15 protein-coding genes and 1 tRNA gene are annotated in these 16,638 nt (G+C 35.7%); 4 read left to right on the plus strand and 12 right to left on the minus strand.

Translation table 11 applies throughout. The features are described from left to right. The 7 genes from EPU_RS12245 to tig all read right to left on the minus strand — a co-directional run. Positions 1-372, minus strand: a 372-nt coding sequence (locus tag EPU_RS12245; RefSeq protein WP_010168924.1) for a hypothetical protein, incomplete at its 3' end; no start/stop codon positions are given. Between the two features lie 44 nt (positions 373-416). Then, positions 417-1,481 carry a hypothetical protein gene (locus tag EPU_RS09810; protein WP_010168926.1) on the minus strand — a complete coding sequence of 355 codons (1,065 nt, stop codon included), beginning with the start codon at positions 1,479-1,481 and terminating at the stop codon, positions 417-419. 3 nt (positions 1,482-1,484) lie between these two features. Further along, positions 1,485-2,075: a ribosome biogenesis GTP-binding protein YihA/YsxC gene (gene yihA, locus EPU_RS09815; RefSeq protein ID WP_010168927.1), complete on the minus strand. Its 591-nt coding sequence runs from the start codon at positions 2,073-2,075 to the stop codon at positions 1,485-1,487. After that, positions 2,076-3,722: a S16 family serine protease gene (locus EPU_RS09820; RefSeq protein WP_010168928.1), complete on the minus strand. Its 1,647-nt coding sequence runs from the start codon at positions 3,720-3,722 to the stop codon at positions 2,076-2,078. 90 nt (positions 3,723-3,812) lie between these two features. Next, positions 3,813-5,075, minus strand: coding sequence for an ATP-dependent Clp protease ATP-binding subunit ClpX (gene clpX / locus EPU_RS09825; RefSeq protein WP_029488335.1), 1,263 nt, complete (start codon positions 5,073-5,075; stop codon positions 3,813-3,815). Between the two features lie 27 nt (positions 5,076-5,102). Beyond that, the gene (gene clpP / locus EPU_RS09830) at positions 5,103-5,684 is read right to left on the minus strand and encodes an ATP-dependent Clp endopeptidase proteolytic subunit ClpP (protein ID WP_010168931.1); all 582 of its coding nucleotides are present in this window, start codon (positions 5,682-5,684) and stop codon (positions 5,103-5,105) included. Positions 5,685-5,696: 12 nt separating this feature from the next. Next, positions 5,697-7,007 (minus strand): trigger factor, encoded by a 1,311-nt coding sequence (gene tig, locus EPU_RS09835; RefSeq protein ID WP_010168932.1) that lies wholly within the window; start codon positions 7,005-7,007, stop codon positions 5,697-5,699. Positions 7,008-7,304: 297 nt separating this feature from the next. On the opposite strand from tig, the gene EPU_RS09840 reads away from it, so the two are divergent. Continuing rightward, positions 7,305-7,766 (plus strand): hypothetical protein, encoded by a 462-nt coding sequence (locus tag EPU_RS09840; protein WP_010168935.1) that lies wholly within the window; start codon positions 7,305-7,307, stop codon positions 7,764-7,766. A 36-nt stretch (positions 7,767-7,802) separates the two neighbouring features. Here EPU_RS09840 and EPU_RS09845 read toward each other — a convergent pair. Beyond that, positions 7,803-7,875: transfer RNA gene (locus EPU_RS09845), tRNA-Thr, on the minus strand. Between the two features lie 154 nt (positions 7,876-8,029). Between EPU_RS09845 and EPU_RS09850 the strand changes: the two genes are divergently transcribed. Next, positions 8,030-9,193 carry a M20 metallopeptidase family protein gene (locus EPU_RS09850; protein WP_029488336.1) on the plus strand — a complete coding sequence of 388 codons (1,164 nt, stop codon included), beginning with the start codon at positions 8,030-8,032 and terminating at the stop codon, positions 9,191-9,193. Positions 9,194-9,234: 41 nt separating this feature from the next. Here EPU_RS09850 and EPU_RS12250 read toward each other — a convergent pair whose 3' ends face one another. Then, the gene (locus tag EPU_RS12250) at positions 9,235-10,032 is read right to left on the minus strand and encodes a GntP family permease (protein WP_052296506.1); all 798 of its coding nucleotides are present in this window, start codon (positions 10,030-10,032) and stop codon (positions 9,235-9,237) included. 98 nt (positions 10,033-10,130) lie between these two features. Between EPU_RS12250 and ilvD the strand changes: the two genes are divergently transcribed. Together ilvD and EPU_RS09865 are read left to right on the plus strand one after the other, a co-directional pair. Further along, positions 10,131-11,846, plus strand: a complete 1,716-nt coding sequence (gene ilvD, locus EPU_RS09860; protein ID WP_010168939.1) for a dihydroxy-acid dehydratase — start codon at positions 10,131-10,133, stop codon at positions 11,844-11,846. A gap of 94 nt (positions 11,847-11,940) precedes the next feature. Further along, positions 11,941-13,524, plus strand: a complete 1,584-nt coding sequence (locus EPU_RS09865; protein ID WP_029488337.1) for an ABC-F family ATP-binding cassette domain-containing protein — start codon at positions 11,941-11,943, stop codon at positions 13,522-13,524. Between the two features lie 43 nt (positions 13,525-13,567). Here the strand turns inward: EPU_RS09865 and EPU_RS12255 are convergent, their stop codons facing one another. From EPU_RS12255 to putP, 3 genes are all read right to left on the minus strand, one after another. After that, positions 13,568-14,890 (minus strand): sodium/proline symporter, encoded by a 1,323-nt coding sequence (locus tag EPU_RS12255; RefSeq protein WP_330360222.1) that lies wholly within the window; start codon positions 14,888-14,890, stop codon positions 13,568-13,570. Further along, entirely contained in the window at positions 14,824-15,057 is a 234-nt protein-coding gene (locus tag EPU_RS14490) for a sodium:solute symporter family transporter (RefSeq protein ID WP_330360223.1), read from the minus strand. The genes EPU_RS12255 and EPU_RS14490 overlap by 67 nt, the downstream gene beginning before the upstream one ends. A gap of 78 nt (positions 15,058-15,135) precedes the next feature. After that, complete coding sequence (putP, locus tag EPU_RS09875; RefSeq protein ID WP_010168943.1) at positions 15,136-16,626, minus strand: sodium/proline symporter PutP; 1,491 nt, start codon at positions 16,624-16,626, stop codon at positions 15,136-15,138. Positions 16,627-16,638 lie beyond the last annotated feature (12 nt).

Genomic DNA, 16,638 nt, shown 5'->3' on the forward strand with positions numbered 1-16,638 from the left:
ATAATAGCTATATCCATAGTATTTCATTAATTCACCCTGAACTAACAATCCACCCCAAATAATCGTCCCTGTTAAAAATATTAATTTCGGATAATTTATTGATTCTTTCTCCTGCTCTTTTATTATACTATACGCTGGCAGGATTATCAACGTAATATATATTACACAGTTTAGTACTGAATTTGACGCAAAATACATAATAAAAGCAATTACAATATCCAACAAAATATATTCTCTTGAAAGTTTAGTCCCTACATGAAATCTTATCAATGGTAACGTTAACAACGGAATAAAAAATATTATTACATTAGTATAGACTGACATAATACCTAAAATTAAATATAAAATTGATATCATTAAGCGAATACGCATTTGTTCCTCCTTTTCTCTAAGCTATGTAATTATAGCATATATAATCAAGTAGGGTAAGTCTTTAATAACAATTGTATAATACAATCACTATTAATTGCTATATTTAATAATTCTTCATTAATCAAATCACCAACCCTAGCAATTAATTCACCTTTGTCATTAACTACATTTTGCAATATTTCTCTACCAAATAATACAAATGGTACTTTTTTATTTTCAACTTCTGTATCTTCTTTTTCTTTATTTTTGGATGTTTTAGATTTTGTCACTTTATTTTCAAATTTTATATTTTCTTTTTCTTTATTTTTGGATACTTTAAGTTTCTCCACCTTATTTTTAAGTTCTATATCTTCTTTTTCTTTATTTTTGGATACTTTAAGTTTCTCCACCTTATTTTTAAGTTCTATATCTTCTTTTTCTTTATTTTTGGATGCTTTAGGTTTCTCCACCTTATTTTTAAGTTCTATATCTTCTTTTTCTTTATTTTTGGATGCTTTAGGTTTCTCCACCTTATTTTTAAGTTCTATATCTTCTTTTTCTTTATTTTTGGATACTTTAAGTTTCTCCACCTTATTTTTAAGTTCTATATCTTCTTTCTCTTTATTTTTTGATGCTTTAGATTTCTCCATCTTATTTTCAAATTCTATATCTTCATTTTCGGATATTTTAGATTTCTCTATCTTATTTTCAAATTCTATATCTTTTTTTTCTTTATTTCTTGATGCTTTAGATTTTTTCACTTTATTTTTAAGCTCTATAGCTTCTATTTCTTCTTTATTTCTAGATTCTTGTTTTTGCTCACTTTGAGGAGCAGTTTTTGAAGATGATATATCTACTAACTTAATTGCCTTTTTTTTCTCTATATGCTCTCTTAAAGTTTGCTCTTGTGTACTTATATTCTCTTTTTCCTTACTCAAACTTAAATTTTCTTCTCTTACATATTCACTCATAGTTTCCAATAAATTTTTAATCGAATCATCAAGATATGGTCTCTCATATTCAACCTTCTCTGAATCRCGCTTAACACTCATCTTTTTTCGGTGAGTACTATCCAAATAATTTAAATTAAGTTTTCCAGATTGTAAATAAATATCTTCATTATTTTTCATTAGCTACTCCATTTCTTCAATACTATCAAGTAATTCCCAAATTTCTTCTTTACCTACTTTCGTTGCAGCTGAAAAGGGAATTATTCTGTCAGTAGTTCTTAATTGCAATACACTTTTAATTATAGATATATGTTTCGCAATTTGACTTCTTTTGATTTTATCTACTTTTGTTGCAACAACCAATACATTATCATGAAAAAAAGAAATCCAGTTATACATCAATTTGTCATTTTCTGAAGGAGCATGTCGAATATCTATCAATAAAACAACTTGCTTAAGAGAAGATCTCTTACCCAGATAATCCTCTATAAATTTACCCCAGCTTTCTCTCAAAGTTTTGGATACTTTTGCATATCCATATCCTGGCAAATCTACAAAGTTAAATTTATCTTGTATATTATAAAAATTTATTGTTTGTGTTTTTCCAGGCGTTGAACTTGTTCTGGCAAGTGCTTTCCTATTTATTAATACATTTATAAGAGACGATTTTCCAACATTGGACTTTCCAGCAAATGCAATTTCTATCTGATTGTTATCCGGAAATTGTTTCTTATTTCCTGCAGTTATAATTAATTCTGATTTTGTAATATTCATTTAATTCATCCTTTGTTCAAATTTAATTAACTTTTCTAATACCGGCATAGAAAATATTTCTTCTATTATTTCTTGTATATTATTAACAGGATATATATCTATATCATAGTCATTATAAAGTGTACTAATGTTTTCTTCTGGGATAAATATTTTTTTTGCTCCCGCATCTATTGCCGCTTGTATTTTGTTACTGACTCCTCCCACCGGATATACTTCTCCGTATATTGTCAACTCTCCTGTAAAAACAATATTCGAATTTATCGGTTTTTTAAAAAGCACAGAGTATATAACACAAAATATAGCTATCCCAGCAGAAGAACCATCAGTTGGAGTACTGTTAGGAAAAGTAAGATGAATATAATAATCTTCTATGGGTATATCAAACATGGTTTTAAAAATAGTAAGTACAGTATCCAAAGAAGATTTTGCCATACTTGTTCGCTTTACAGAACTGTTACTTTTTTGAATTTCTTCTTCTTCTACTATCCCTGAAATTTTTATACTTCCTCTACCTTTTTCCACTTTTTGCATTATACATTGAATAAGTAGTATTCCACTACTGCCATTCTCTGTTACATACAGTCCATTAACTTTTCCAATTTGCATTCTACTTTGTATTTGTTTAGGTCTCAAAGAGACATATCCACCAGATTTAATAACCCACTCCACATCTTTTTTGGTAACACTTTCTTGATTTGACAGTGCCACCTTATTCATCGCCATTTGCAAAATTGATATCGCATCCCGTCCATTATTTACATGTTCTGCAATTGTTTCTGCTACACCATTTTCTACCCTAATATATTCTCTAGCTATTATTCTTCTAATTATTTCCACTATATGAGCATACTTTAAATCTTGAAATGAAATCTCTATACATCTCGAACGCAACGCAGGGGGAATTTCACTTTTATCTCTTGTAGTTGCTCCTATCAGTCTAAAATCTGCTGGCAATCCATTTTGAAAAATATCGTGTATATGTCTAGGAATATTCTTATCCTTTTCATTATAATAAATACTATCAAAATTAACTTTTCTATCTTCTAATACTTTCAATAACTTATTCATTTGAATAGAATGTAACTCACCTATTTCATCAATAAATAATACTCCCCCATGTGCTTTTGTAACAGCTCCTTCTTTTGGATTTGGTATTCCCGCACTTCCATAATTACCGGCACCTTGATATATGGGGTCATGAACTGAACCAATCAATGGATCTGCTACACTTTTTTCATCAAATCTAAGAGTCGTTGCATCTATTTCTACAAACTTTGCATCTCTAGTAAACGGTGAATTTGGCTGCGCTTTCGCAATATCCAATGCAATTCTCGATGCTGCAGTTTTTCCAACTCCGGGACTTCCATAAATAATTATATGTTGTGGATTTTTCGAACATAAGGCCGCTTTTAATGCCAACAACGCATCATCTTGCCCTACTATATCTTCTTCACTTCTAGGACGCATTTTTTCTGTTAACGGCTCTCTCAGACTAATTTTTCTCATTTGTTGCAATTCTCTATATTTAATATTTTCAGCTTCATATGTTATAGGTGTGGATACTCTATTATTTGCAAATTGTGTMAACAAATATATYCCAACTATACCTGTAAAAATTAATTGGGTTCCTATTATAAGACTTTCCATAAATACAATTCCTCCTTCAATACAAGGAGTATTGCCTAAAAAATTAGGTTTAAAACACTAATCAAAAAAAAGACACGTCAAATCCGTGTCTTATACTGGGCCTAAGGTTTTGTTCTTTGAAGTTTTATAAATTAATTCCGGCTCTGCACCATCAATAACTGCTTCCGATATAATAACCTTATCTAGGGTATCACTCATAGACGGAATTTCAAACATAATGTCTCTCATAACATTTTCTAGTATTGACCGAAGACCTCTAGCACCTGTTTGTCGATCAATTGCTAATTTTGCAACTTTTGCTAATGCTTCTATTGTAAACTCTAATTTAACATCATCAAATTTAAATAGTTTTGCATATTGCTTAATAATTGCATTTTTAGGCTCAGTTAAAATTCGTCTAAGCGCTTCTTCGTCCAAATTTTCTAAAGTAACAATGGCAGGAACACGCCCTACAAATTCTGGTATTAATCCAAATTTTAATAAATCTTGTGGCTCTAATTTTTTTAAAAGCTCACCAATACTTTTTTCCTTTTTACTAACTACTGTCGCTCCGAATCCAATTGTTTTTTCACCGGTGCGTTTTTCAATTATTTTATCTATTCCATCAAATGCTCCACCACAAATAAACAATATATTTGTCGTATCTAGTTGCAAAAATTCTTGATGCGGATGTTTTCTTCCACCCTGAGGTGGGATAGATGCAACAGTTCCCTCTAATATTTTTAGCAGAGCCTGCTGCACCCCTTCACCACTCACATCTCGAGTTATTGATGGATTTTCAGACTTTCTTGTAATTTTATCTATTTCATCAATATAAATAATACCAATTTTAGCACGATCAATATCATAGTTGGCAGCTTGAACAAGTTTTAATAAAATATTYTCAACGTCTTCTCCTACATACCCAGCTTCTGTTAGCGTGGTCGCATCTGCTATTGCAAAAGGAACATTAAGCATCTTTGCAAGTGTTTGTGCCAAAAATGTTTTTCCCGAACCAGTAGGTCCTAATAATAAAATATTACTTTTTTGAAGCTCAACTCCATCATTTTTATCTATTACATTATTAATTCTTTTGTAATGATTATATACAGCAACAGCCAAAGCTTTCTTTGCATCTGCTTGACCTATTACATAGTCATCCAATTTTTCCTTAATCATTTTTGGAGTAAGATTTGTTGCAATCTCAAGTTCTATTTCATCGTCTTCTTCGTACTCATCATCGATTATATCTGCACACAAATCTACACATTCATCACAAATATATACATTAGGACCAGCTATTAATTTTTTTACTTGATCTTGTCTCTTTCCACAGAATGAGCATTTAAGCTCATATCCGTCATTTTTTGCCATACTTCACCTCTTTTCTCAGTTTGTTGGCTATAGTTTCTCTATTACTCTATCTATTATACCGTATTCTTTTGCTTCTGCCGCAGTCATATAGTAATCTCTTTCTGTATCTAACGCCACTTTTTCTAAAGTTTGACCAGTGTTTGCTGATAATATTTGATTCATTTTTGCCTTAGTTCTTATTATATGCTCAGCATGAATTTGAATATCTGTCGCTTGCCCTCTTGTTCCTCCGAGAGGCTGATGAATCATAATCTCTGCATTTGGCAATGCTAGACGCTTACCTTTTTGTCCTCCTGCCAATAAAAAGGCTCCCATACTAGCTGCCATACCCATACAAATTGTTGATACGTCTGGCTTAATATATTGCATTGTATCATATATAGCCATTCCATCCACAATTGAACCTCCAGGACTATTAATATATAGCATAATATCTTTATCTGGATCTTCAGCTTCTAAGAATAACAGTTGTGCTACTGTTAGAGAACTGGTAACATGGTTTACTTCATCGCATAATAAAATTATTCTGTCTTTTAATAATCTAGAGTAAATATCATAAGATCGTTCGCCCCTATTAGTTTGCTCCACTACCATAGGAATTGATGGCATTATAATCCCCTCCTAATTTTTATTTTCATTTTCTATAATCTTTGCAGTCTCTACCAATAAGTCAATTGCTTTTTGCATTTTTAAATCATTTTTTATTGATTCTTTATAATTATCATTTATCTTTTCTTTAAACTGATCTATTTCCATACGATATTGAACCGCTCTACGCTCTAATTCTTTCTCAAAATCTTCGTCATTGATTTCTAAATTTTCTTGCTTTACTATTTCTTCTAATATAAGAGTATTTGAAAGTTGCGTTACAGCTTGCTCTCTAAAATTTTCTTTAAATTTGTCACGGTCAATGTCAGTATATTCTAAATATTGATCCAAGTTTATACCTTGTTTTTGCATATTTTGTGCAAATTGTTCAACATTTCTTTCTATTTCTTCATCTACCATTTCTACAGGAAGCTCAAACGTTGCGTTTTCCGCAGCCTTTTGCATCACTTTGTTAGTAATTTCATTCTTTCTATTACTTGCTTTAGTTTCGGCTATATTTTTCTTAATATCTTCTTTATATTCATCTAAAGTATCAAACTCAGAAACGTCCGCAACAAAATCATCATTAATTTCAGGAAGCTCTGTATAATATAAATCCTTTATTTTAACTTTAAACATTGCGTCCTTTCCTTTTAAGTCTTCGGCATGATAGTCTTCTGGGAATGTTACATTCACTTCTACTTCATCACCTACATTTTTACCAATCAGTTGATCTTCAAAACCTGGAATAAATGATTTTGAACCAATCACCAATCTATGATTTTCCGCAGAACCATTTTCAAAAGCTTCCCCATCAACAAAACCTTCAAAATCAATAGTCACAATATCTTGAGGTCTAATTTCTCTATCTTCTACTTTAATTTCACGAGCATTTTTGGCAGCTTCTTGCTCAATGTATTCATTGACTTCTTCATCCGTAACATCAAGTTTTTCAGCTTCTATTTCCAAATTTTTATATTCACCCAGAATAATTTGCGGTCTCACTGTTATCGTTGCTTTATAAATACATTTTTCTGTATTCATTTCAACAACTTGAATATCACCGTATTTAAGTCGCGCAACTACCTCAACATTATTTTCTTTAATTGCATTATCCAAAGTTCCATTTATAATATTGTTAGCCGCGTCATCATAGAAAACCTGTGCTCCATACATTTTTTCGATCATGTTTCGAGGTACTTTACCTTTTCGAAATCCTGGAACATTAAATTTGCCTTTCATTTCACTGTATGCCTTATTTAAGGCCCTATCTACTACATCTTTTTCCACTTCAACAGTAAGGCAGATTTTTGAATTTTCTAATTTCTCTAAACTTATTTTCACTTTAATTTCCTCCTTCGAGTAAAAAAACACTCGTTTCTTTAAACATTTTCCCATTATAGCATATACTTTTTTTAAAATCTAGTTATAATTTCAGTTTTTTTTTATCAGGTAATTAAATTTATCTTGACAATTATTCCAGATATTACATATAGTATGTATCAATTTTTTAGTTTATAATCATTATGGAAGATATTATTTTTATTTTTTTCAAATTTATTAAAAACTCAAACCAATTGAATATAGAAAGAGAGGCAAGTGAGGATCAAGTTATTTTTACTCTAAAAGAGAATGTTTTCCTTGCTAAAATTTATGAATAAATTTAGATACACTGATACAACTACTAATTTTTATGAAATATATAAACATTATATACAACCCAAAATACAAAATTTAGATTTGCTGTTAAAAACTACATCGCCCCCATTTGATGTCGATGAAGTAATAGAAGTTCTCGATATTTCTAAGGAGGAATTTTTAAGCATACAAGCTGAACTTGAAATTAAAGAAATAGATAAAAAAACTTTCTTCAAAATTCTTAATAATTCCACGAGTTATATCGGAAACCTTGTAACCAGACAATTTCAATTGGGCACTAGCGGAGTCTATACTCCAGAAAGTATTGCTCATATCTATGCCTTAGACCCTCCCTCGGTACAAAAAGCATTTAATACATTAGGCTATATGAGAGCCACTGACAGAAATTTACATATTGTATTTAAGCATATTCTTGTTCCAAAATATACCTTTTTATATCAATAAACAAAAAAGAGCCCTTGGGGGCTCTTTTCTTTTTTCAGCTGTTAACGAGAATCGAACTCGTGACCTCTACACTACCAATGTAGTGCACTACCATCTGTGCTATAACAGCTTATCTCAATTATGAGTGCTATTTTAATACAAAAAATAATAATTGTCAAGCCTTTTTTCAAAATCTTATTTATCCAAATCAATTACCCCCTTCTCATTCTCTCTACTCTTATGGTAAACTACTCTCATTAATTCTACCTAAGGAGAAATATAAAATGAATTCCAAACTATTAATCGATGCCAATAAGAATTATATCATAAATTTACGAAGACATTTTCACAAATATCCAGAGCTTAGCAATCAAGAATTTAAAACTTCATTAAAAATCCAAGACGAGCTACACAAATTAAATATCCCATTTCAAATTGTCTCCCCCAATGGGATTGTCGCAACATTAAAAGGCGGCTCTGCTGTTATCGCCCTTCGCGCCGACATCGATGCTTTGCCCATTCAGGAATCTACAAATCTCGAGTTTAAATCTGTTCACGATGGTTGCAGTCATGCTTGTGGTCATGATTCTCATATCGCTATGCTACTCGGTGCCGCAAAAGTTCTTTCCGAAAATCGAGAACTCCTGACTTGCACCGTAAAATTTATCTTTCAGCCTGCAGAAGAAACTATCGATGGTGCGACACAAATTATAGAGTCTGGGCTTATTGATGATGTTGATTGCTTTGTAGGTTTACACATTTTTCCATATATGGATACCGGCAAAATTTCAGTTGATCCAGGCCCTCGATACGCCGCGGCAGACTGGCTCAAAATTAAAGTTATTGGCAAAAGTGGTCATGGTGCTCTGCCTCACTTTACTGTAGATCCAATATATGTTGGTTCGCAAATTGTCACCGGGCTCCAATCCATTGTTAGTCGAGAGTGCGATCCCCTAGAACCTGTTGTCATTAGTATATGCTCTTTTCAGGCCGGAACTGCTGCCGGTAATGTCATATCTCAATCGGCAAAGTTAAGCGGAACCGTTCGAACATTTAATCCTCAACTAAGAAGCGACTTACCTGCTATAATTGGACGTGTTGCGACTGGCATCGCTGCAGCTCACAAAGCTACTTGCGAAGTCGACTACATCTTTGGTATTCCTGCAACAATTTCAGATCCTCATTGYAGTGAGCTCGGWAAAATCGCTGTTACAAATATTCTCGGAGCATCTGGATTACAATCCCACCCTCCTATGACTGGCGGCGAAGACTTTTCACAATATTTRCAAACSAAACCTGGYCTYTACGCTTTTATTGGATCCAGAAATACAGCTACTCATCACGATTACTCATTGCATCATGAATGTTTCGATTTTGATGAAAATGCCATGCTCAACGGAGCCGCTTTTTATGTAGAATACGTCAACGTTTTTCAAAACTCACTTTAGGTATTTTARGTTGCTAGTGGTCGATCACATATGRCCACTTTTTATAACCCCGGCAATACATCTTGAAACATCGATAAAATYGATACTATTACCAATATCGTTACTCCAGAAATAAATCCTCCTATAGTCCAAGCTCGTATAGTATCTTTCACATCTATTTTAAAGAAGCGGCTTATGGCCCAAAACCCCGAGTCATTTGGCAATGATAATCCTATCCCTCCCGCRCAAATCGCTATCGCACATAAAATTGGAGACACCGTGCTAGCTACAACGGTAGAACTTAGTATCGCTGCCGTCGTCATTAATGCCACTGTTGTCGAGCCTTGAGCGCAACGTATGATTTGAGCCGTTARAAAACATAATACTAATATCGGAATATTAAATTCTACCAAAGTTCCTGCAATATAATCTGCAATGCCTGTACTTTGTAAAACTTTTCCATACGCTCCTCCAGCACCAGTTATTAATAATATTAGCCCCACTTGATCTGCTGCAGCTGTCATAACTGCAGATATCCCGTTCGTAATATAATCCCTAGTCACAACTCCAGCATATATAACGCCAATTAACATCGCTATATTTTTATCTCCCAGAAACTTTGTAACCCCCAATAAAAAACTTCCTTCTGCAAATATCAAAGGCCCAACACTGCCTAGCAAAATTAATATAATCGGCACCAACAAAATTGAAAGTGTACTCTTTACCGAAAGCTTCTTTTTATCTGCTATTGCCTCAAAGTCTGTCGTCTCCAGATCGCTAAAGTCAAACGAAGTATTATGCCCTCTTTTCTTATCTGCCCTATCCAGATAATGTCCATAAATTATTCCTCCAACCAACATCCCTTTAGTTGTTTTCCTAGTTAGTTTATATACTTGACATCTCATCAACGAAACGTGTATATTTAATCTTTAAAACTATATCAGATAGGAGTTCTAATATGACTAGTCAACAAATACGCAAGATCGCACCAGAAATGGATCCCTTACGCAGAGGCATGGGTTGGTCTACTGCAGATCTATCTAAACCGCAAATTATTGTAGAAAGCACCTTTGGAGATAGCCACCCCGGCAGCGCGCATCTAGATTCTTTTGTTGCCCAAGCAGTCGCTGGCATTTCAAACAATGGCGGAAAAGCTTCTCGATTCTTTGCCACTGATATATGCGACGGCCAAGCTCAGGGGCACGACGGAATAAATTATTCATTAGTTTCTCGAGATATTTTAGCTGCACTGATCGAAATCCATGCCAATGCCACTCCTTTTGATGCCGGAGTATTTGTTTGCAGTTGTGACAAAGGCGTCCCTGCGCATCTAATGGCCATCGGTAGAATAAATATTCCCGCTATCATTGTAACCGGCGGAGTGATGGATGCGGGTCCCAACTTACTTACTCTCGAGCAAATCGGAATGTATAGTGCCATGGAACAGCGCGGCGAAATTACTGCCGAACAATTTCAATATTACAAAGAGAATGCTTGCCCTTCTTGTGGCGCCTGCTCTTTTATGGGAACTGCGTCTACCATGCAAGTCATGGCCGAAGCACTTGGCCTAATGCTTCCCGGAAGCGCTTTGATGCCTGCTATGTGTTCTGATTTGGTCGACGTTGCGTTTGAAGCAGGCAGACGAGCTGTTGACCTTGCTGCAGCAAATCTAAAGCCTCGAGATATTGTTACCAAAAAATCTTTTGAAAATGCCATTATGGTTCATGCTGCCATTTCGGGTTCCACTAATGCGCTACTTCACTTGCCTGCAATAGCTCGAGAGTTTCAAATCGAATTTGATGCCACAGAAATTGATCGTATTCATCGCAAAGTACCTTTTTTACTCAACATTCGACCCACTGGCAAATGGCCTGCTCAATACTTTTACTATGCTGGCGGAGTTCCTGCTATTATGGAAGAGATCAAGCATTTACTCAATTTGGATGCCATGACTATCACCGGCAAAACTATCGCAGAAAATTTAATCGAGCTCAAAAATAATGGCTACTACGAAAAATGTTTTAAATATTTGGCAGATACAAATCTTGATCAGCGAGATATTATCTATTCTGCTACATCTCCAATTGGAGCCCACGGTGCTATTGCAATATTGAAGGGTAACTTGGCTCCGCTCGGTGCCGTCGTTAAACATTCTGCTGTTCCTATCCAAATGCACAAGGCTGTCTTAAAAGCTCGTCCTTATGATAGCGAAGAAGAAGCCATTGCCGCCATTTTAACCAAAGTTATCAATCCCGGCGAAGCTGTTATCATTCGATACGAAGGCCCCAAAGGTGGTGGAATGCCCGAAATGTTTTATACTACAGAAGCAATATCATCGGATCCCGAACTCTCTGCTAGTATAGCATTGCTCACCGATGGCAGATTTTCTGGTGCATCCAAAGGCCCCGTTATAGGCCATATTTCTCCCGAAGCTTCCGAAGGCGGTCCTATCGCATTAATAGAATATGACGATCTAATAGAAATCGATATTCCCAATAGACTTTTACAAATCGTTGGAATTGCGGGGAAACGTTGTTCTGCTGCAGCAGTCGATGCTATATTAGATCAACGAAAACGTAGTTGGCATCCGCAAGCACCAAAATATACAACTGGTATCTTGAGTTTATTTGCCAAAAACGCTACCTCTCCTATGGAAGGCGGATACATGAAATAGTTATTTTTTAATTATTTGTATAAATTTTGGTATTATAGACAAAACTCTAAACTGAGATTATTTTTACAAAGATATTAATTTAAGGAGATTCACAATGCTAACTGTAACTAATTTAAGCCTCCAATTTGGGGCAAGCACACTTTTTAAAGATGTAAATTTAAAGTTTACACCCGGCAATTGCTATGGTGTTATCGGTGCAAACGGTGCTGGAAAGTCCACTTTCTTAAAAATTTTGTCTGGAGATATAGAGCCCACAACTGGCGAAATTATTATTCCTCCTAAAGAAAGATTATCTGTATTGAAGCAAGATCATTTTCAATATGATGACTCCGAGGTTTTGCAAACCGTTGTCCGAGGCAACGAACGCCTTTTCGAAATTATGCAAGAAAAAGACGAGTTATATGCAAAGGAAGATTTTAACGACGAYGACGGGATTAAAGCATCCGAGTTGGAAGCGGAGTTTGCAGAGCTTGGGGGATGGGAAGCCGATTCCGAAGCATCTCAGCTATTACAAGGTTTGGGAATTGGCACCGACTTGCATTACTCGCTTATGAAAGATTTAAATGGTGCCGACAAAGTGAAAGTTCTTCTTGCTCAAGCATTATTTGGTCGACCAGATATTTTGCTTCTTGATGAGCCCACTAACCACCTCGATATTCAATCTGTAAATTGGCTCGAAGACTTTTTGCTAGACTTTTTTGGTACTGTAATAGTAGTATCTCATGATAGGCATTTTCTAAATACTGTATGTACTCATATCGTTGATATTGACTATACTAAAATTAAAATGTATGTTGGGAACTATGACTTTTGGTACGATTCTAGCCAGCTATTTCAAAGTCTTCTTAAGGCCCAAAACAAGAAAAAGGATGAAAAAATCAAGGAACTACAGGACTTTATTAAGCGCTTTTCTGCCAATAAATCTAAGTCTAAGCAAGCCACATCCAGGAAAAAAATGTTAGACAAAATCGAGCTAGATGATATGCCKGCCTCTACTAGGCGTTATCCTTTTGTCTCTTTTACCCAGGATCGAGAAGTTGGAAACGAAATATTATCAGTTACCGATCTCTCTAAATCAGTTAATGCCGAAACGCTTCTTCAAAATATTAATTTCAGAGTTAACAAAGGTGACAAAATCGCTATTATCGGCGAAGATGAGCTTGCTATTACAGAATTATTCAAAATTTTGGCAGAAGAAGACACTCCCGATACTGGTGAAGTAAAATATGGCGTTACTGCTTCCTTTTCATACTTCCCTAAAGATAATACCGAGTTTTTTGAAACCAACCTCAGCTTATTAGATTGGTTGCGTCAGTATTCTTCAGATCAATCCGAAACTTATTTGAGAGGCTTCTTAGGACGTATGCTATTTTCTGGTGAAGACAACAAAAAGCCTGCTAATGTTTTATCTGGTGGCGAAAAAGTTCGATGCATGCTATCTCGAATGATGCTTAAAGGTTCCAATATCTTGCTACTCGAYCAGCCTACCAACCATCTCGATCTCGAATCTATTACTGCRCTAAACAACGGCTTAATAGCATTCAAAGGCAACGTAATATTTACTTCTCATGATCATCAATTTATTCAAACTGTTGCTAATCGAATTATCGAAATTACCCCAACTGGCATCATTGATAAAGTTATCACATATGATGAATACCTCGAATTAAAGTCTTAATCAAAAAAAGGGCTCCCAATTATAACGGCAGCCCCTTTTTAATTTATTCTTCACACAACGTATATCTATCAAACTCTTCCAAAATTTCTGCAGAAGGTGCCCTATCCAGGTTACTAACTATCACTATCACTGCCAACGATATCAAAAATCCTGGCACAATTTCATATAATCCCCAAATTCCTACACCGTTCATAGCCAATGCCACTTGTTGCCACACGATTGTTGTAACTCCACCTGCGACAACTCCCGCTATTGCTCCTCGTAACGTAGTCCTTCTATAAAATAGYGAGAGCACAACCAACGGCCCGAATGTTGCCCCAAAGCCAGCCCACGCATATGCCACTAGTCCCAGAACACTACTTTCCGGATTTGCTGCAATAGAACACGCCACTATCGCCACAACAATTACAGACCCTCTCCCGATCCACATCAACTGCTTTTCAGAAACATCCTTATTAAAAAATTTATAGAAATCTTCTGTAATGGCAGATGCCGTCACCAACAACTGCGAATCTGCTGTACTCATTATCGATGCTAACACAGCGCATAGTAATATCCCTCCAAAAAATCCCGGAAACATAGCKGATACCATCTCTATATATACTGTCTCRGACGTTACCGCATCTAGAGGTGTAGTCAAATATGCTCTTCCGACCATTCCTATTAGAGTTGCCGCGACAAGAGCAAAGATTATCCAGACTGTTGCAATCCTTCGCGACTTTTTGATTTCTGCAGGAGAKGAGATCCCCATAAATCTAATTAGAATATGCGGCTGACCACAGTATCCCAGCCCCCAGGCCAATAGCGAAATTGTTCCTATAAAAGATAACGTCGATCCATCCGCATTTTTAAATACTGCGAACATATTAGGATTTATATTATTTATCTCTGATACAAAATCCACCGGCCCCCCTAGTTCAAAAATCGCAACAGCCGGTACTATGATTATTGCAAAGAACATCAATATCCCCTGAAAGAAATCTGTCCACGATACTGCRAAAAAACCKCCCGCAAATGTATATGCAATAATTATTACTCCTCCAAATATCAACGACACATGGTAAGTAATCCCAAATACCGATGAAAACAGTTTTGCACATGCCACAAAACCAGATGCCGTATAAAATAAGAAGAATATCAATATGAACATGGCGCAAATCATACTTAAGACGCCTTTCTCATCTCTAAATCTATGCGTAAAATAGCTCGGTAGCGTAATACTATCCCSTGCCACTTTTGTATACTGTCGAATCCTTTTCGCAATGATCAGCCAATTTAAATATGTACCCACTCCGAGCCCTACCGCAATCCATCTGCKGAAAGCCCCGAAAAGTACGCCGCTCCCGGAAGTCCCATCAGCAACCATCCGCTCATGTCTGATGCTTGGGCCGACATCGATGTTACCCACGCCCCAAGCTTTCTTCCTCCCAAAAAATAATCATTTACTGTTGCAGTCTTCTTATAGAAATACCCTCCTATCGCTACCATAAAAGCAATATAAATTACAAACGCAATTATAACTGAATAGTCCATAAAATCCTCCTCTTTGCTATTTTACTTTACCATAGCATATGCAGGATTTTGCAAGTTCAGAATCTTTTTCTTTCATAATTATATGTCGCAATACTTATACGCATCAAATTTTTGCAAAACTTCTAAAGTGGGTTTTTCATCACATCGACTTACTACTACTATTAATATAGCAGAAATTAAAAATCCTGGAATAATTTCATATAAACTTAGTATTTCAACGTTTGGAAATATTTTCGATGCTATCTCCCAAACAGTTACCGTTAATCCACCAGAAATAATTCCCGCAAGCGCTCCTTTGGCTGTCATTCTTCTATAAAATAACGAAAAGATTATGACCGGGCCAAACGTTGCTCCAAATCCTCCCCAAGCATATTCTACCAAAGCCAATACGCTTCTATCTGGATCCGATGCAATAGAGCATCCCATGGCAACAAGTATAATCACCGCCCATCTGCCCATCCACAACACATCTTCATTAGTCGCTTTTTTATTAAAAACTCTATATACATCATAAGTAAAAGTTGAGGCACTCACAAATAGCTGCGAATCTGTCGTGCTCATTATTGCTGCCAAAATTGCACATAGCAAAATTCCGCCCAAAAATCCCGGAAACATAGTTGATACCATTTCTGCATACACCAATTCTGCTGTTGTTTCGCTTAGCGGTGTTTTTAAATATACTCTGCCTGCAATACCAACCACAACTACAGAAATCATCGTCACCACTGTCCACACCATTGCGACTCTTCTCGATATTTTAATTTTACTCGGAGACTCAATCCCCATAAATTGCGCCAAAATATGCGGCTGTCCAAAATATCCAAGCCCCCAGGCCAGCAACGTAATTATTTCTATTACAGATACAGCTTCTCCGTCGATTGTCTCAAACATATTAAACATGGTTGGACTCACATCATTCGCTGCTCGTACAAATTCTGAAAACCCTCCCAAATTCATAACAACTCCTACCGCAACCACTGCAATCGAAAATACTATCAATATTCCCCTAAAACAGTTTGCCCACGATATTACCAAAAATCCTCCCGCAAATATATATGCAACAATGATTATCCCCACACATGCCAAACTGTTATAATAGTTCATATCAAAGACTGTTCCCAACAATTTTGCGCCCGCAACAAATCCCGCAGCTGTATAAAACAAAAAGAATACTAAAATGAATGCCGAAGATATTATCGACAACCATCCCTTCTCATCTTGAAATCTATATCTAAAATAGCTCGGCAATGTTACGCCGTTTCCCGCCACTCTCGTATATTGTCTTAGCCTCTTTGCAATCACCACCCAATTCACATATGTACCTATCACTACCCCTATCACAACCCACGCAGCTGACGCGCCACCAATGTAAATCGCTCCCGGCAATCCCATCAATAGCCAACCACTCATATCGGCAGCTTGTGTTGAAATCGATGTAATGTAGGGTCCAATTTTTCTTTCTCCCAAAAAATACGCATTTACTGTCGTCGCCTTACTATAAAAAAATAATCCTGTCCCTATCATCAATGCAATATATATAATGAATGCAAGCAACACTGAATAATTCATAAGCTACAACCC

The organism is Candidatus Epulonipiscium viviparus (assembly GCF_000171335.1).
Classification (GTDB): Bacteria; Bacillota; Clostridia; order Lachnospirales; family Cellulosilyticaceae; genus Epulonipiscioides; species Epulonipiscioides viviparus.